Annotated in this window: 15 protein-coding genes; 10 read left to right on the top strand and 5 right to left on the bottom strand. The window is 67.3% G+C overall.

Features of this window, described 5'->3' with window-relative positions; genetic code table 11:
- Positions 1-64: 64 nt before the first annotated feature.
- Genes AN401_RS00625 through murQ form a run of 3 tightly spaced genes read left to right on the top strand, consistent with a single transcriptional unit; the run spans position 65 to position 2,275 of the window.
- Positions 65-250, top strand: a complete 186-nt coding sequence (locus tag AN401_RS00625) for a hypothetical protein (protein WP_096778283.1) — start codon at positions 65-67, stop codon at positions 248-250.
- Complete coding sequence (locus tag AN401_RS00620; protein ID WP_232513427.1) at positions 250-1,344, top strand: anhydro-N-acetylmuramic acid kinase; 1,095 nt, start codon at positions 250-252, stop codon at positions 1,342-1,344. Before AN401_RS00625 ends, AN401_RS00620 begins: the two co-directional genes overlap by 1 nt.
- Positions 1,345-1,375: 31 nt before the next feature.
- Positions 1,376-2,275, top strand: a complete 900-nt coding sequence (gene murQ, locus AN401_RS00615; RefSeq protein ID WP_198401864.1) for an N-acetylmuramic acid 6-phosphate etherase — start codon at positions 1,376-1,378, stop codon at positions 2,273-2,275.
- On the opposite strand, the gene AN401_RS00610 is transcribed toward murQ, so the two are convergent.
- Positions 2,272-2,610, bottom strand: coding sequence for a hypothetical protein (locus AN401_RS00610; RefSeq protein WP_094041427.1), 339 nt, complete (start codon positions 2,608-2,610; stop codon positions 2,272-2,274). The genes murQ and AN401_RS00610 overlap by 4 nt on opposite strands.
- A gap of 157 nt (positions 2,611-2,767) precedes the next feature.
- Here AN401_RS00610 and AN401_RS00605 point away from each other — a divergent pair, with 157 nt between their 5' ends.
- On the top strand, positions 2,768-3,646 hold the full coding sequence (locus AN401_RS00605) for an aldo/keto reductase (RefSeq protein WP_096778280.1): 879 nt from the start codon (positions 2,768-2,770) through the stop codon (positions 3,644-3,646).
- Positions 3,647-3,648: 2 nt separating this feature from the next.
- Here the strand turns inward: AN401_RS00605 and AN401_RS00600 are convergent, their stop codons facing one another.
- From AN401_RS00600 to AN401_RS00585, 4 genes are all read right to left on the bottom strand, one after another.
- Positions 3,649-4,908: a TRAP transporter large permease gene (locus AN401_RS00600; RefSeq protein ID WP_096778279.1), complete on the bottom strand. Its 1,260-nt coding sequence runs from the start codon at positions 4,906-4,908 to the stop codon at positions 3,649-3,651.
- Entirely contained in the window at positions 4,899-5,390 is a 492-nt protein-coding gene (locus tag AN401_RS00595) for a TRAP transporter small permease (RefSeq protein WP_096778278.1), read from the bottom strand. The genes AN401_RS00600 and AN401_RS00595 overlap by 10 nt, the downstream gene beginning before the upstream one ends.
- 72 nt (positions 5,391-5,462) lie before the next feature.
- The gene (locus tag AN401_RS00590; RefSeq protein WP_094041034.1) at positions 5,463-6,452 is read right to left on the bottom strand and encodes a TRAP transporter substrate-binding protein; all 990 of its coding nucleotides are present in this window, start codon (positions 6,450-6,452) and stop codon (positions 5,463-5,465) included.
- Between the two features lie 230 nt (positions 6,453-6,682).
- Entirely contained in the window at positions 6,683-7,705 is a 1,023-nt protein-coding gene (locus tag AN401_RS00585; RefSeq protein WP_198401781.1) for a LacI family DNA-binding transcriptional regulator, read from the bottom strand.
- A 268-nt stretch (positions 7,706-7,973) separates the two neighbouring features.
- Between AN401_RS00585 and AN401_RS00580 the strand changes: the two genes are divergently transcribed.
- From AN401_RS00580 to AN401_RS00555, 6 genes are all read left to right on the top strand, one after another.
- A complete protein-coding gene (locus AN401_RS00580; RefSeq protein ID WP_096778276.1) occupies positions 7,974-8,942 on the top strand; it encodes a sugar kinase in 969 nt (322 codons plus the stop codon).
- A complete protein-coding gene (locus tag AN401_RS00575; protein ID WP_094041037.1) occupies positions 8,939-9,922 on the top strand; it encodes an NAD(P)-dependent oxidoreductase in 984 nt (327 codons plus the stop codon). Before AN401_RS00580 ends, AN401_RS00575 begins: the two co-directional genes overlap by 4 nt.
- A gap of 94 nt (positions 9,923-10,016) precedes the next feature.
- Positions 10,017-10,772 (top strand): sugar phosphate isomerase/epimerase family protein, encoded by a 756-nt coding sequence (locus AN401_RS00570; RefSeq protein ID WP_096778275.1) that lies wholly within the window; start codon positions 10,017-10,019, stop codon positions 10,770-10,772.
- A gap of 63 nt (positions 10,773-10,835) precedes the next feature.
- Positions 10,836-12,677 (top strand): phosphogluconate dehydratase, encoded by a 1,842-nt coding sequence (gene edd / locus AN401_RS00565; protein WP_096778274.1) that lies wholly within the window; start codon positions 10,836-10,838, stop codon positions 12,675-12,677.
- On the top strand, positions 12,674-13,330 hold the full coding sequence (locus AN401_RS00560; protein WP_094041040.1) for a bifunctional 4-hydroxy-2-oxoglutarate aldolase/2-dehydro-3-deoxy-phosphogluconate aldolase: 657 nt from the start codon (positions 12,674-12,676) through the stop codon (positions 13,328-13,330). The genes edd and AN401_RS00560 overlap by 4 nt, the downstream gene beginning before the upstream one ends.
- Before the next feature lie 386 nt (positions 13,331-13,716).
- A complete protein-coding gene (locus AN401_RS00555; protein ID WP_096778273.1) occupies positions 13,717-16,395 on the top strand; it encodes a cation-translocating P-type ATPase in 2,679 nt (892 codons plus the stop codon).
- Positions 16,396-16,398: the final 3 nt, after the last annotated feature.

The raw sequence follows: 16,398 nt of genomic DNA, 5'->3' as shown, positions 1-16,398 counted from the left end.
GCCCTTGCCGCGCTATGGCAACCTTGTGGGTTGAAAATAGTGACCCTTCACGGAGAAATACGCAATGCACAAACCGCTGTGGCTCGGCCTGGCGCTGCTGCTCACCGCCTGTGGCGGCACTCCCACGCCCCCGCCTCCCGCCCCCGAACCCACCCCGGTGGTGGAAGCCGAACCCGAGCCGCAACCCTTTGAAAACGGGGTGATCAGCGTGCCGGTCAGCCCGGTGCTGGAAGTGCCCGAGAGCTGGTGATCATGGAGCGCTACATCGGCATCATGTCCGGCACCAGCCTGGACGGCATCGACGCCGTGCTGGTCGAGACCGACGGCGAACGAGTCCGCCTGCTTGAACGCACCACGGCCCCCTTCGAGCCCGGGCTGCGCGACCGGCTGCTGGCCCTGGCCGGCGGCGGCGCCGTCACCGCCCGGCAATGGGGCGAGCTCGATGCCGAACTGGGCCGGGCCTATGCCGATGTGGTGCGGCAACTGCTGGCGGCATCCGGCCGGCAGGCGTCCGAGATCAGCGCCATCGGCTGCCACGGCCAGACCGTCTGGCACCAGCCCGGCGGCCCCCTGCCCTTCTCCCTGCAACTGGGCGACGGCAACCGGCTGGCGGCCGAGACCGGCATCACCACCGTCAACGACTTTCGCCGCAAGGACATGGCCCTGGGCGGCCAGGGCGCGCCCCTGGTGCCCGCCTTCCACCGCCAGGTGCTGGGTGGCACCGACAAGGTGCGGCTGGTGGTGAACATCGGCGGCATCGCCAATATCACTGTGCTGGCGCCCGAGGCGCCGGTGCGGGGCTACGATGTCGGCCCCGGCAACATGCTGATGGATCTCTGGTGCCGGCGCCACACCGGCGCGCCCTTCGACCGGGACGCCGCCCTCGCCCGCCGTGGCCGGGTGCTGCCCGCGCTGTTGTCGCGCTTGATGGCCGAGCCCTGGCTGGCCCTGCCCGCGCCCAAGAGCACCGGGCGGGAGCTGTTCAACGAACACTGGCTGGACCGGCAGCTCGCCGGCGACGAGGCGGTGGCCGACGTACAGGCCACCCTGGCCGAGTTCACCGCCACTGCCATCGTCCGCGAGGCGCAACAGTGGCCGGCGGGCGAGCTGCTGGTGTGCGGCGGCGGCGGCCACAACCCCCTGCTGCTGGAACGCCTCGCCGCCCTGCTGCCCGGCTGGCGGGTGGACACCACCAACGCCGCCGGGGTGGACATGGACGCCATGGAGGCCATGGCCTTCGCCTGGCTGGCCCACCAGACCCTGCACGGCCTGGCCGGCAACCTGCCGGCGGTGACCGGCGCCCGCCGTCCCGCCATACTGGGCGCCATCCACCCGCCCGGCTGAACCCGAAGGTATCCCCATGCAACATCACGACCTGCTCAACGATCTGGCCCAGCTGACCTCGGAAGGGCGCAACCCCGACACCCTGGATATCGATCTCAAAAGCACCCTCGACATCGTCACCACCATCAACGCCCAGGACCAACGGGTACCGGAGGCGGTGGCCCGGGTGCTGCCCGAGATCGCCGCCGCCGTGGATCTCATCGTCGCGGCGCTGCGCCGGGGCGGGCGCCTGGTCTACCTGGGCGCCGGCACCAGCGGCCGACTGGGGGTGCTGGATGCGTCCGAATGCCCGCCCACCTTCAGCGTGCCGGCAGGCATGGTGGTGGGGCTTATCGCCGGCGGCGAGGCGGCCATGTTCCGCGCCCAGGAGGGGGCGGAGGACGACGCCACCCGGGGCGAGCAGGATCTGCGGGACATCGATCTGTCCGACAAGGACGTGGTGGTGGGCATTGCCGCCAGCGGCCGCACCCCCTATGTGCTCGGCGGCCTGCGCTACGCCCGTGCCCTGGGCGCCGGCACGGTGGCGCTGGCGTGCAATCCGGGATCGGCCATCGGCCGGGAAGCGGCCATCGCCATCGAGCCCGAGGTAGGGCCCGAGGTGATCACCGGCTCCACCCGGCTCAAGTCCGGCACCGCCCAGAAACTGGTGCTCAACATGCTGAGCACCGCCAGCATGATCCGCCTGGGCAAGGTGTACCAGAACCTGATGGTGGATGTGAACGCCAGCAACGAGAAGCTCGAGGCCAGGGCCATCCGCATCGTGATGCAGGCCACCGGCGCGGACGAAAGCACCGCCGCCCGGGCGCTGGAGCACGCCGACCGGGAGGTCAAGCTGGCAATACTGATGCTGCTGTCGGGGCTGAACAAGGCCGAGGCCCGGGCCCGGCTGCAACGGGGCCAGGGCGTGCTGCGCCGGGCGCTGGAGGATTAGGGCTCACCGGAGGACGACTCGTCGTCCTGGGCCAGCCGGGCGCGCAGCTTCTCTTCCCGGCGGCGATACCAGTGGGCCTTGAACGCCGTCCACCAGTCGTGGGACAGCTCGCCGCCGTAGGCCTCCAGCAGGGCGATCACCCGATCCAGGGTCAGCACGGCGGCGTCGTAATCGATATCCAGCCAGTGCTTGCGCACCACCACCTTGACCACGCCCGGCTCGGTGCCGAACACCTCCGCCAGCTGCTCTATCTGCAACTGGTTCATATGGTCGAGCTTGAGATGCCGCCGGACCAGGGCGACTTCGTCCTGGCCGTCGGTGGGTGAAGTGGTCATACGCTGCTCCTGTGCCCTGTCTTTATTTTAGTTCCGATCCGCCAAGGGCCAGTCAAGCGCAAAGCGCACGCAAAAGCAAGGCCGCCCGCCCGTTGCAAAGCGGCGCCGACTGCGCCACCATAATGCGGAATTCATTTCCAAAAAATGAGAGGGACAGATGGACGCCACCGTCACATTCAAGGCCATGGCCGGCCAGCCGGCCATCGAGCTGCCCGCCATCGGCCAGGGCACCTGGTACATGGGCGAAGGACTGGCCCCGCGGCAGGACGAGGTCCGGGCCCTGCAGCAGGGGCTGGAGCTGGGGCTGACCCTTATCGACACCGCCGAGATGTATGCCGACGGCGGTGCCGAGGAAGTGGTGGGCCAGGCGCTGAAGGGCCGCCGGGAGCAAGCCTTCCTGGTGTCCAAGGTCTACCCCTGGAACGCCGGCCGGCAGAGCGCGATCCAGGCCTGCGAGCGCAGCCTCCAACGCCTGGGCACCGACCATCTGGATCTCTACCTGCTGCACTGGCCGGGCAGCGTGCCCCTCGACGAAACCCTCGAGGCCTTCGAGCGGCTGCAAGCGCAGGGCAAGATCCGGCGCTTCGGGGTGTCCAACTTCGATATCGACGAGATGCGGGAACTGGCGTCCCTGCCCGGCGGCGAGCGCTGCGCGGTCAACCAGGTGCTCTACCACCTGGGCTCCCGGGGCATAGAGCATTCGCTGCTGCCCTGGCAGCGCCAGCAGGGACTGCCCACCATGGCCTACTGCCCCCTGGCCCAAGGCGGCCGGCTGCGCCGGGAGCTGCTCGGCCACCCGGAGCTGCAGGCCATTGCCGCCGAGCTCGGCGCCACCCCGGCCCAGCTGCTGCTGGCCTGGGCCATCCGCCCGGTGAACGGCCGGCGCGACGTCATCGCCATCCCCAAAGCGGTGCAGCCCGAGCATGTGCAACAGAACGCCGGGGCCCTGCACCTGCGGCTGGGCGACGAGGTCCTGGCCCGGCTGGACGCCGCCTTCCCGCCGCCCCGGCGCAAGGAACCGCTGGATATCGTGTAACGCTACACCAGCAGCAGGAAGGGGCAGACGATCACCGCCAGCAGCACCAGGATGATCACCGAGATATAAGGCAGAACCGAGCTGAACGACCTGTTCAGCGGCAAACCTCCTATGGTGCCGGCGATCAGCAGGCACAGGCCGTAGGGTGGCGTGATCAGGCCGATGGACAGGGTGATGATGACGATGATCCCCATCTGCACCGGCTCCACCCCAAGCAGCAGGGCGGTCGGGTAGACCACCGGCACGAACAGCACCATGGCCGGTATCGCGTCCATGAAAGTGCCGATGAACAGGAAGAGCAGCACCACCACAAACATGAACAGGTACTTGTTGCCGCCCAGCCCGGCGAAAAACTCGGCCACCAGGCTGTTGATCCGGTAGTAACCGAGGAACTCGCCCAGTGCCGAGGCCGCCGCCAGGGCGAACAGCGACAGGCAGCTCAGCTTGAGGGTGTCGATAAAGATCTCGGGCAGATCGCTCAACCTGATGGTCTTGTAGTAGAAGGCGCTGATCAGGTAGGCGTACACCGCCGAGAACGCCGCCGCCTCGGTGGGAGTATAGATGCCTCCGACGATGCCGCCGATGATGATCAGCGGGGTGATCATCGCCGGAATGGCGTCCTTCAGCAGCGCCATGAATTCGCTGCGCGATACCTTGTCCGCCACCGGCAGTCCGTCTTTCCTGGCGAAGTGGCTGATCAAGGCCATCATGCCGAAGCCGATCAACAACCCGGGGAGCAGGCCGCCGATAAACAGCTGGCCGACGGAGGTGTTGGTCAGGCCGCCGTAGATCACCATGGTGATGCTGGGCGGTATAATGCTGCCGATGGTGGACGACGCCGCCGTTACCCCCACCGCCATTTCCGGGCTGTAGCCCTTCTTGGTCATATTGGGGATCAGGATCTTGCCCACCCCGGCAGTGTCGGCGGTGGAGGAGCCGCTGACCCCGGCGAACATCATCGACACCATCACATTGGCATGGGCCAGGCCGCCCGGCTTGCGGCCGACCAACGCGATGGAAAAGTCGATCAATTTGCGTGAAATCCTGCCGCTGTTCATCAGGTTGGCGGTCAGGATGAACAAGGGCACCGCCAACAGTACATAAGAGTTGAGTCCATAGAACATCTTCATCGGTATGACCGTATTGGGTATGCCACTTATCGTGGATATCCCAATCAGGGCGGCGATGCCGATGGCAAAAGCAATGGGAATGCCGAGAATGATCAAGGCGACGAACAGTACCACTATCAGCCCTAGCTCCATGCCGGCTTCTCCCTTTTGACGCAGACCCGGATCTCCTTCAACATGCCCTCGAGCAGGTAAAGCGAAGAAGTCGCAAAACTAACCGGCAATACCAGCCAGACATAGCCCTGCTGCAACGATGGCAGGGTGACCCATTTGGAATGCCAGAAGGTATCGGTGATCTCCACGCTGTAGAAAGCGCATAATACGCAGAACACCAGCATGACCGACCGCTCGAACAGCACCAGCGCCAGGCGGGTTCGACCGGTCAATTTCATCGCCAGCGCATTGAAGCTGAAGTGCTTTTTCTCCCGCACCATAACGGCGGCACCGGAAAATATCGCCCAGATAAAGGCGTTGACCGCCACTTCCTCGGTCCACAGCACCGAGATGTTCAGGTAGCGCGCCAACACCTGCAGCAGGGTGGCGGCCACGAAGATAACCAGCGCCAGGGTCCCGATCGCGAGCTGGAGCCTGGCCAACCAGGTGATAAATCGTTCCATCGTCACTCCCCGTTGTATGGGGCTGCACCCGGGGTGCAGCCGATCCCTTGAGGTTTCACGCTCGGGCGACCGTTACCGGGCCTGGCGGATCTGCTCAACCAACTCGCTCATGCCGTGCCGTTCGGCCCATTGCTGCTGGATCCCTTGCGCCAGCTCCATGAATGGCTGGCGGTCCGGGGTATTGACGATGGCGCCGCCCTCGATGGCCTGCTGTTTGTACTGGCTTTCCTCGGTATAGATGGCCTGGCGCTCGGCCTGGGTCGCCTGGTGCACCGCCGCCATGAAGCGTGTGCGCTGCTCGTCGCCCAGTTTCTCCCAGGTGGCGTTGCGCAGCAGCAGCAGCCGGGTGGTGTAATCGTGGCCGGTTTCCGAAATGTATTTGCCGTTCGCGGTCTTGTGATGCTCCATCGGCACCAGGTAGGGGTAGGCGTTCTCGGAGGCATCGACCACGTTGCTGGACAGGGCCTGATACAACTCGGCCCAGGCCACCGAGGTGGGCACCGCTCCGGCGTCGCGCCAGAACTGGGACACCACCCCGGAGGTCTGAGTGCGGATCTTCATCTGCTTCAGGTCGTCCAGGCTGTTGACCGGCTGCTTGCCATACCAGTGGCGCACCCCAGCCGACCAGTAGCCGACGACGCGGTATTTCTCGCCCGACTTAGCGAAGATGATGTCCGCCATCTTGTCGCCGACCTCGCCGTCGACCACCGTCTCCCAGTGCTCGTAATCGTCGAACAGATACAGCAGGGAGAAGAGATCAACCTCATCGATACCGGCGGAGGTCATGAAGCCCGGCGATACCAGCACCAGGTCGGCGCCGCCCAGCACCAGCTTTTCCATCAGTTCGTTTTCGTTGGTGCCGATGGTGCCTGCATGCACCTCCACGCTGAACTCCCCGCCCTGCTCGGCCACCTCTTTCAGCTTCAACATCCCTGTCTGATAGGGGCTGGAGATGTTGGTCTGGTTGTGCGCGGCGATGATGTTGATGGCGCCGGAATCCGCCTCCTGCTCGCCACACCCCGCCAATGCCGCCGCTACCAATAACGCCAATACCTTTTTCATTCCGTCCTCCAAAATCCTGAGTCATGTTCCGTGTGCAAGGCACAGCCCTTGGGCACGAAAGAATAATGGAACCGGTTCCTAAAAAAGAAAACGGACTCACGCCAATTTTGTGACGACACCCGGCAGATCGGAAAATAGTGCGTGACGAAGCTCATGGATTTACAGGAAAAGGCGACAAAAAAACCGCCCACCGGCGGTTTTTTGCGCACGCTGGCTTCGGTTCCCCACCGCTACATAGCGGTGGAGCCGCGGATCACCAGCTCAGCGGGATACAAATGGGACTCATAAGCGCCGGTATCGCCCTCGATCCGCCTGAGCAGCAGGGTACAAGCGGTTTCGCCGATCAACTGGTTGGGCTGGCGCACCGAGGTAATGCCAGTGCCGGGCAGCTCGGCCCAGTCCAGATCGTCGACACTGAGCAGGCCGATCTGGGTTCCCCAATCGATGCGCAGCCGTTTCAAGGCCTTGGCGGTGATCATGGTGACCACCCCATTGGCGGTAACGATGGCCTTCTTCAGCCCCCGATTGGCCGCCACAAAATCCGCAATGGCGTGGTCAACCTGCTGTTCTTCCTTGGTAAATTCGAAATAGCTGCAGCTCATGCCAGGCTCATCTCCCACGAACTCCCGCAGCGCCCTCAGCCGCTCGCTGCGGGTATCGATGGCCAGCGACTGGGTCAGGAAGAGGATGGACTCGTACCCCTGCTCGATCAGGTGGGCGGCGGCGATGTTCATCGCCTGGCGGTTGTCCAGGCCCACCACGTCACAGTCGAAGCCGGCGCTCTTGCGGTCCACGAAGACGAAGGGACAGTCGATGTCGGCAAAGGCCTGCAGCGACTCGTCGGACATGCCCACGGAATTGATGATCACGCCGTCGACCCGATGGCTGCTCAACAAGGCGAGATAGCGATTCTGCTGCTCGGGCTCGTTGTTGGTGTTGCACACCATCAGCATGTAGCCGGCCTCGTTGCAGATCTTTTCGACTCCCCGCAGCACGCCGATGGAGTAGGGATTGGTGATGTCCGCCAGCACCAGGCCAATCAGTTTGGAGCGCCCGGCCTTGAGCGCCCGGGCGGACTGGCTGGGCCGGTAATCCAGCGCCTTGATCGCCGCGCCGATGCGACTGCGCAGATCCTCCGACAGCAGCTGCAGCTCGCCATTGAGGTAGCGGGACACGCTGGTCTTGCCGACCCCGGCCTGCCTGGCCACGTCGGATATAGTTGCATGACTTTGTTTTTTAATGTTTTTTTTCAAATCAACACCATCCTGTTCGGGCACGGCAACCATGGCGGAGGGGACCCGGCGCCGTGCTTGCCCCGGTTTCGGCATCTCCCGCCGTGACACTGTCATATTATGCTTTTTTTCTGAGCCGTTTCACAAAATTGGATAGCACTACTTTAACACTCAATGGAACCGGTCCCATAATCCTTTTCCGTCGGCCAGGGCCGACACCGGCTGACCGCAGCCAGGGATCCCGGCGCCGTCGGGACGCGAACTTCAACCTCACAAGCGAGAGGATGCCATGACATCGGTACAGAGTCTGGATGTGGTGACCATAGGGGAAGCAATGGCCATGTTCACGGCCCAGCAGAGCGGCCCCCTGGCGGACGCCAGCAGCTATGTCCGCCGCCTGGCGGGGGCCGAGCTGAACGTGGCCATCGGCCTGGCCCGGCTCGGCTTCGGCGTGGGCTATGTCACCAGGGTCGGAGCCGACGCCTTCGGCGAATACATTCGCCGTGCGATCGCCGGGGAAGGGATCTGCACCGAGCGGGTGATCACGGATCCACGCTTTCCCAGCGGCTTCCAACTGAAGGCCAGGACGGACGACGGCAGCGATCCCCGGGTGGAGTATTTCCGCCGGGGCTCGGCGGCCAGCACCCTGTCGACCGCCGACTACGACGCCAGCTTCTTCACCGCCGGCCGGCACCTGCACCTGAGCGGGGTGGCGACAGCGGTGTCCGACAGCCTGCGCGCCCTGCTTCATGCCGCCCTCGACGGCATGAAGCAGGCCGGTCGCACCGTGTCGTTCGACACCAACCTGCGCCCGAGTCTGTGGCCGGACGCACAAACCATGGTGGCCGAAGTGAACGCCCTGGCCTGCAAGGCCGACTGGGTGCTGCCGGGCATCGAGGAAGGCGAAATCCTCACCGGGCGGCGGGAGCCCGAGCACATCGCCGACTTTTACCTGGCCCGCGGGGCCGGCACCGTGGTGGTCAAGCTGGGCCCCGCCGGCGCCTACTACAAGACCGCCCGCGGCGAGCAGGGTACGGCGGCGCCCTTCCCGGTGACTAAGGTGGTCGACACCGTGGGTGCCGGCGACAGTTTCGCCGTGGGCGTGATCTCCGCCCTGCTGGAAGGCCAACCCCTGGCCCGGGCCGCCCGGCGGGGCAACCTGCTGGGTTCGCTGGCGGTCCAGGTGGCCGGCGACAGCGAAGGCCTGCCCGACCGTTCCACCCTCGACCGGCTGCTCGCCGACAAGGACCACGCATGAAACCGAAAATCGTGTTGTACAAAGCCCTTCCCGAGGCGGAGCTGGCCCGCTTGCGGGAGCGGTTCGAGGTCAGCGCCTTCGACGGCATCGGCCCCCACAACAGGGCCGAAGTCATGGCGGCCCTCGCCGAGGCGGAGGGGCTGATCGGCGCCAGCGTCCCGATCACCGCCGAGATGCTGGCGCAGGCGTCCCGGCTGCGGGCGGTATCCACCATCTCGGTGGGCATCGACCAGTTCGATCTGAACAGCCTCAACCGGCGCGGCATCGCCCTGATGCACACTCCGTCGGTGCTGACCGAAACCACGGCGGACACCCTCTTCGCCTTGGTCATCGCCACCGCCCGGCGGGTGGTGGAGCTGTCCAACCTGGTGCGCGACGGCCGCTGGCTGGGCAGTATAGGGCCGGAGCATTACGGAGTGGACGTGCACGGCAAGACCATGGGCATCATCGGCATGGGCCGCATCGGCTATGCCCTGGCCAGACGTGCCCACCTCGGCTTCGACATGAAGATCCGCTATTACAACCGTAGCCCGCATCCGCAGGCGGAAGCGCTGCTGGGCGCCACCCGGATGCCGCTGGACGCCCTGCTGGCCGAGGCCGATTTCGTCTGCCTGGTGCTGCCGCTCACACCCGGGACCGAGCGCTTCATCGGCCGGGAGCAGTTCGCGCTGATGAAGCCCGACGCCATCTTTATCAACGGCTCGCGCGGCAGGGTGATCGACGAGCAGGCGCTGATCCTGGCCCTGCAGGAGCGCCGCATTCGCGCCGCCGGCCTGGACGTGTTCGAGGTCGAGCCGCTGCCGGGCAGTTCGCCCCTGTGCCGGCTGGACAACGCCGTGCTGCTGCCGCACATCGGCTCCGCCACCCACGAAACCCGGCTGGCCATGGTGCGCTGCGCGGTTGACAACCTGATCGCCGCCCTCGATGGGGACCTCGGCCAAAACTGCGCCAATGTCTCGGCCTTGGCTCGCACCGGCTGACAGCCGGCCTTGCCGCGTCTTTTCTTAACTGAAAATGGAACCGGTACCATTTTATTTTCCGATACTGCTCGCATCCAAACCACAGGAAGCCCTTATGCACACAGAGGTCATCGTCGTTACTTCCGCCTACGGTCACGACAAGGTTCGAGCCCTGGGTGGCCAGGCGGCATTGCTGCCGATCATCGCCGCCAGTGGCGCAGATGGCGTGGAAATCCGCCAGGAGCTGCTCGACCGGGGCGACACCCTGGCCGTACTGGGAGAGCAGATTCGGGCGCATCACCTGAGCTGCGTCTATTCCTCACCCGCGCCCCTGTACGACCCGCAAGGCCGACCGGATCTGGCCGGTCTGCGGCAGCGGCTGGCGGAGGCAGCCGAGCTCGGCGCCCGGCTGCTCAAGCTGCCCCTCGGCCATGCTCCGGACAACCCCGGACTGGCCGGCCTCGAGGGCCTGCTGCGCGCCGGCGATATCCGGCTGGTGATCGAGAATGACCAGACCCCGGAGGGCGGCACCCTGGCGCCGCTGCTCCGCTTCTTCCAGGCTGTCGCGCGGCAAGGCGCACCCGTGGGCATGGCCTTCGACATGGCCAACTGGCACTGGCTGGGGGAAAACAAGGCCCAGGCCGCCGCCCAGTTGGCGCCCTTTGTGGACTACATCCACGTCAAGGCCAGCCGGGAGCATGACGGCAAGGTGCATGCCGTGGCCCTCGACGAGGCACCAGCCACCTGGGCCCCGCTACTGCCTCGGCTGCCGGTGACGGTACCGCGCGGCATCGAATCTCCGCTGCAAGGGGACGATCTGGCGGCAGTCACCCGCGGCTACGTGACCCGGCTGCGCAGCCCGGCCGGCTGAGTCAGGCGGAGGATTGTCAGTAACTGGAACCGGTACCAAAACTAAACGAACAGGGAGTTCCTTATGCATCCTATCCTTGACCGGGTCACCGCCCGGATCCGGGCCCGCAGCCAGACCAGCCGGGACACTTACCAGCGGCGTATGGAGCACCAGGCCGCCCAGGGCAAGACCAGGGCAGGCCTGGCCTGCGGCAACCTGGCCCATGTGGTGGCCGCCGCCTGCCCGTCGCAGAAGGCACGGCTGCTGGACATGACCCGGGCCAACCTGGCCATAGTAACCGCCTACAATGACATGCTGAGCGCCCATCAGCCCTACCAGGCCTACCCGGATGCCATCAAGGCGGCACTGGCCGAACGGGGCCACAGCGCCCAGGTGGCCGGCGGCGTGCCGGCCATGTGCGACGGCATCACCCAGGGCCGGCCGGGCATGGAGCTGTCCCTGCTCTCCCGGGATCTGATCGCCCAGGCCACTGCCGTTTCGCTCAGCCACGACGCCTTCGACGCCACCCTGCTGCTCGGCATCTGCGACAAGATAGCCCCTGGCCAGTTGATCGGCGCGCTCAGCTTCGGCCAGTTGCCTACTGCCTTCATCCCCGCCGGCCCCATGGCCACCGGCATCGGCAACGAGGACAAGGTCCGCGTACGCCAGCAGTACGCCGCCGGCCAGGTCGGCCGCGAGGCGTTGCAGGAGATGGAAAACCGGGCCTACCACTCCCCCGGCACCTGCACCTTCTACGGTACCGCCAACAGCAACCAGCTGGTGTTCGAGGCCATGGGGCTGATGCTGCCGGGATCCGCCTTCGTTGCGCCGGACAGCCCGCTGCGCCACGCGCTGACCACGGAGGCGGCGATGCGCCTGGCGGCCCAGGCGACGGGGGTGGCGAGCCGCCCCCTGTACCGGGTGCTGGACGAAAAGGCGGTGGTCAACGGGGTGGTGGCACTGCTCGCGTCCGGCGGCAGCAGCAACCACACCCTGCACCTGGTGGCCATCGCTCGGGCCGCGGGCTGGGTACTGAACTGGGACGACTTCGACGAACTCTCCGCCGCCGTGCCCCTGCTGGCGCGGATCTACCCCAACGGCCCGGCCGACATCAACGCCTTCCAACAGGCGGGCGGCGTGCCGCTGCTGCTGCACCGGCTGGCCGAACGAGGGCTGCTGCACACCAACGCCCTGCCAGTTTACGGCGACTACCAGGACCACTTCAGTGCGCCCGCCCTGACGGTGGACGGCCGCCTGCACTGGCGCCCCTGCGCCGACACCCGGGATCCGACGGTGATCGCCTCCCGGGACCAGCCCTTCAGCGCCAGCGGCGGGCTCAAGGTGCTCGACGGCAACCTGGGCCGCGCCATCATCAAGGTCAGCGCCGTGGCGCCGGAGCATCGCCGGATCCGGGCGCCGGCCCGAGTATTCGACAGCCAGCAGGCGGTGGTCGATGCCTACCGGGCGGGGGAATTGCAGCGGGATGGGGTGATAGTGGTGCGCTTCAATGGCCCGGCGGCCAACGGCATGCCCGAGCTGCACCAGCTAATGCCACTGCTCGGCAACCTGCAGCAGGCCGGCCACCGAGTGGCGCTGGTCACCGACGGCCGCCTGTCCGGCGCCTCGGGCAAGATACCGGCGGCCCTGCACCTGACCCCGGAGGCGGCCCGGGGCGGCCCCCTGGCGCGGCTGTGCGACGGGGATCTGATCACCCTGGACGCGGAGCGCGGCACCCTGACGGTGGACGCCCCCCTCCAGGAGCGCCCGTCCGCCACCCCGGACCTGAGCGACAACGACGCCGGCTGTGGCCGGGAGCTGTTCGCTCCCCTGCGGGCGCTGGTGTCCGACGCGGAGCACGGCGCCAGCCTGTTTTCACCCCCGGCGCCGGCACGACCGGCCCGCTCACAAGAGGAAGAACCAAGATGACATGGCAACTCCAACCCGACGCGGTCTTCGCCGCTTCCCCCCTGATGCCGGTGATGGTCGTCGACCGGCCCGAGCAGGCGGTGCCCCTGGCCCGCGCCCTGTTGGCCGGCGGTATCGACGTATTCGAGGTAACCCTGCGCACCGATGCGGCCCTGGCCGCCATCACCGCTATCGCCGAAGCCCTGCCCGAGGCGTTAGTGGGGGCCGGTACCGTGCTGACCCCCGAGCAATACGATGCCGCCGTGGCCGCCGGCGCCCGTTTCGTGATCTCGCCGGGCTGCACTCCCCGCCTGCTGCAGCACGCCGCCCGGGGCAGCGCCCCCCTGATCCCCGGGGTCAGTACCCCCTCGGAGATCATGCAGGCACTCGAGCTCGGCTACAGCAGGCTCAAGTTCTTTCCCGCCGAAGTCAACGGCGGGGCGGCGGCGCTCAAGGCCATGTCCGCCCCCCTGCCCCAGATACGCTTCTGCCCCACCGGCGGCATCAACCCGGACAACCTCACCGGCTACGCCCGCCTCAGCTGCGTGGCCACGGTAGGCGGCAGCTGGATGCTGCCCGCCGACGCCATCGCAGCCGGCGACTGGGAACGGGTGACCCGCCTCAGCCGGGAAGCGGTCACCCTGCTCGGGGAGCTGCACCGCCAGGCCGGTTAAGGCACCATGTAGCCGGCAGGCAAACACCGCCGTGTGCAGCTGCGCACCTTGCTGGTGGAGCGCAGGCGGCCCGCCTGCCTTCGCGCACGGCGCGAACCCTCGGATTGGTCTGCCACGCCACAGGTTTGAAAAGGCGCGGGACAGAACGAGCATCGCGGGTTGGGCTCTGTCTTTGCCCACCCCGGTGCCTCCTTCATGCGGGCGGGCCGCCCGCGCCCCAGGCATCGTCGCCGCCTGGACTTAACACGACATGGTTCTCTGGCCCTCCCATTTAACCATTTGAAAACAGATGGTTATCATTATTTGTGGTTGCCATCCCGCCCCTTCCGGCCCTATGGTGGAAGGGGTAGCGGCTGGCGGAGCCGCCCACGGGAGAGAGCACCACCATGCAGACATCGGCACCGCGCTGGCACCGGCTGACCACGGAGCAAACCGCCTCGGCGCTGGACACCGACAGCGGTCGCGGCCTGAGCGACCAGGCCGCCCGGCAACGGCTGGCCGAGTACGGCGAGAATCGCCTGGCCGAAACGGCGCCCCGCCCCCCCTGGCTCCGGTTCCTGGATCAGTTCAAGGCCGTACTGGTGCTGGTGCTGCTGTTTGCCGCCGGGCTGGCCTGGGCCATCGGCGATCTGAAGGATGCGGTGGTCATCCTGCTGGTGGTGCTGTTCAACGCCGCCCTCGGCTTTTACCAGGAGCACCGGGCGGAACGCACCCTGGCCGCGCTCAAGGGCATGCTGGTGCCCAGGGCCAGGGTCAGGCGCAACGGCCAGGTGCAGGAACTGGCCGCCGCCGAGCTGGTGCCCGGCGACCTGGTGCTGCTGGAAGCGGGCGATCAGGTGCCGGCCGACGGCCGGGTGCTGGCCGCCCACGCCCTGGAGGTGCAGGAGGCGGCGCTGACCGGGGAGTCCCAGCCGGTCGGCAAGCTCGCCCCGCCGCTGGCGGAGGACGATCTGCCCCTGGGCGAGCGCTGCAACATGCTGTACATGAACACCACCGTCAGCCGGGGCCGGGGCGAAATGCTGGTGGTGGCCACCGGCATGAACACCGAAATGGGCGGCATAGCGACGCTGATCGCCCAGGCCCCGGAAGGGGAAACCCCGCTGCAGCGGCAGCTGGATCGGCTGGGCAAGCGGCTGGCGGCCATCGCCGGGGTGGTGGTGGTGGCCATCTTCGCCATGACCCTGCTGCGCGGCACGCCCTGGGCCGAAGCGGCGATGACCTCGGTCGCCCTGGCGGTGGCCGCCGTGCCCGAAGGCCTGCCCGCCGTAGTCACCGTGACCCTGGCCATCGGCATGTGGCGCATGGCGCGCAAGAAGGCCATCCTGAAGAAACTGGCGGCGGTGGAAACCCTCGGCGCCACCACGGTGATCTGCACCGACAAGACCGGCACCCTCACCCTCAACCAGATGACCGCCCGGGCCGGCTGGCACGCGGGCCACCGCTTCAGCGCCAGCGGCCAGGGCTATGGCAGCGACGGCCGGATCCACAGCGAGGGCGGCCCCGGGCCGGCGGCCATGCTGCCGCCCATGGCGCTGTGCACCGAATCGCGGGTGCGCGACGGCAAGCTCATCGGCGATCCGACCGAGGGCGCCCTCTATGTGCTGGCCCAGAAGGGCGGCCTGGATCCCCAGCGGGAGCAGGAGCGCGCGCCGCGCCTCGCCGAGATCCCCTTCGACTCGGCCCACAAGTTCATGGCCACCTTCCACCACCGGGGCGACCGGGTGCTGATGTACATCAAGGGGGCGCCGGACATCCTGCTCAGCCACGCCAGCCACTGGCAACACGGCGACGGCCCCCGCCCGCTGGACGACGCCGCCGCCCGCGCCATCACCCGGGAAAACGACCACCTCGCCGGTCAGGCGCTGCGGGTGCTGGCCGTGGCCCAGCGGGAGATCCCGGCCCGCGATTTCGACCCGGGCGAGGATCTCTGGCGCTGGGTCGGCGACTGGACCTTCCTGGGGCTGGTGGGGCTGATGGATCCGCCGCGCCCCGAGGCGGCCGAGGCCATCGCCCACTGCCGGGCCGCGGGCATCCAGGTGAAGATGATCACCGGCGATCACAAGACCACGGCGGCGGCCATCGCCCGGGAACTGGGGCTGCCGGGCGGGGTGCTGTCCGGTGCCGAGCTGGAGCGCATGGACGACGCCGAACTGGCCCGCCGCATCGACGACATCACGGTATTCGCTCGGGTCTCTCCCCAGCACAAGGTCAAGATCGTCCGGGCGCTGCGGGCCGACGGCCACGTCACCGCCATGACCGGCGACGGGGTCAACGACGCCCCCGCCCTCAAGGCGGCGGACATCGGCGTCGCCATGGGCATCACCGGCACCGCCGTGACCCGGGAGGCGGCGACCCTGGTGCTGACCGACGACAACTTCGCCACCATAGTGCAGGCGGTGGAGGAAGGCCGCACCATCTACGACAACATCGTCAAGTTCGTGCGCTTCCAGCTGTCCACCAACATCGCCGCCATCCTCACCGTGCTCACCGCCACCCTGCTGGGCCTGCCGATGCCCTTTACCGCCATCCAGCTGCTGTGGATTAACATCATCATGGACGGCCCGCCCGCCATGACCCTGGGGGTGGAGCCACCCCGGCCCGGCCTGATGCGGGAGCCGCCGCGCCCGCCCGGGGCGCAGATCCTGTCCGGCCGGCGCCTGGGCCGGCTGGCGCTGTACGGCCTGACCATGACGGCGGGCACCCTGGCGATGTTCGTCTACGGCCTGGCGCAGGACGCGCCGGAGCGGGCCGGCACCCTGGCCTTCACCACCTTCGTGCTGTACCAGTTCTTCAACGTGTTCAACGCTCGGGTGGAGCAGGGCTCGGCCTTCAACCGCCATTTCCTGGCCAACGGCAAGCTGTGGCTGGCGCTGGCGGCCGTGCTGCTGCTGCAGCTGCTGGTGGTGCACTGGCCGCCGTTGCAGCAGGTGTTCGCCACCGTCGCCCTCGGCCCGGGCGACTGGCTGCGCTGCGCCCTGGTGGCGTCCAGCGTGCTGCTGCTGGACGAAGCGGCCAAGCTGAGTCTGCGGCTCTGGGCCCGCCACCGTTCTTCCACCGCCGGCTGAGCC

Source organism: Zobellella denitrificans (assembly GCF_002407485.1).
GTDB classification, from domain to species: domain Bacteria; phylum Pseudomonadota; class Gammaproteobacteria; order Enterobacterales; family Aeromonadaceae; genus Oceanimonas; species Oceanimonas denitrificans.
This window is presented reverse-complemented; position numbering and strand designations above follow the sequence as displayed.

Excerpts from the sequence above, each read along its gene's own strand:
- AN401_RS00625 (WP_096778283.1), top strand. The coding sequence starts at position 65 with ATGCACAAACCGCTGTGGCTCGGCCTGGCGCTGCTGCTCACCGCCTGT.
- AN401_RS00610 (WP_094041427.1), bottom strand. The coding sequence starts at position 2,610 with ATGACCACTTCACCCACCGACGGCCAGGACGAAGTCGCCCTGGTCCGG.
- AN401_RS00605 (WP_096778280.1), top strand. The coding sequence starts at position 2,768 with ATGGACGCCACCGTCACATTCAAGGCCATGGCCGGCCAGCCGGCCATC.
- AN401_RS00600 (WP_096778279.1), bottom strand. The coding sequence starts at position 4,908 with ATGGAGCTAGGGCTGATAGTGGTACTGTTCGTCGCCTTGATCATTCTC.
- AN401_RS00595 (WP_096778278.1), bottom strand. The coding sequence starts at position 5,390 with ATGGAACGATTTATCACCTGGTTGGCCAGGCTCCAGCTCGCGATCGGG.
- AN401_RS00590 (WP_094041034.1), bottom strand. The coding sequence starts at position 6,452 with ATGAAAAAGGTATTGGCGTTATTGGTAGCGGCGGCATTGGCGGGGTGT.
- AN401_RS00580 (WP_096778276.1), top strand. The coding sequence starts at position 7,974 with ATGACATCGGTACAGAGTCTGGATGTGGTGACCATAGGGGAAGCAATG.
- AN401_RS00575 (WP_094041037.1), top strand. The coding sequence starts at position 8,939 with ATGAAACCGAAAATCGTGTTGTACAAAGCCCTTCCCGAGGCGGAGCTG.
- AN401_RS00570 (WP_096778275.1), top strand. The coding sequence starts at position 10,017 with ATGCACACAGAGGTCATCGTCGTTACTTCCGCCTACGGTCACGACAAG.
- edd (WP_096778274.1), top strand. The coding sequence starts at position 10,836 with ATGCATCCTATCCTTGACCGGGTCACCGCCCGGATCCGGGCCCGCAGC.
- AN401_RS00560 (WP_094041040.1), top strand. The coding sequence starts at position 12,674 with ATGACATGGCAACTCCAACCCGACGCGGTCTTCGCCGCTTCCCCCCTG.
- AN401_RS00555 (WP_096778273.1), top strand. The coding sequence starts at position 13,717 with ATGCAGACATCGGCACCGCGCTGGCACCGGCTGACCACGGAGCAAACC.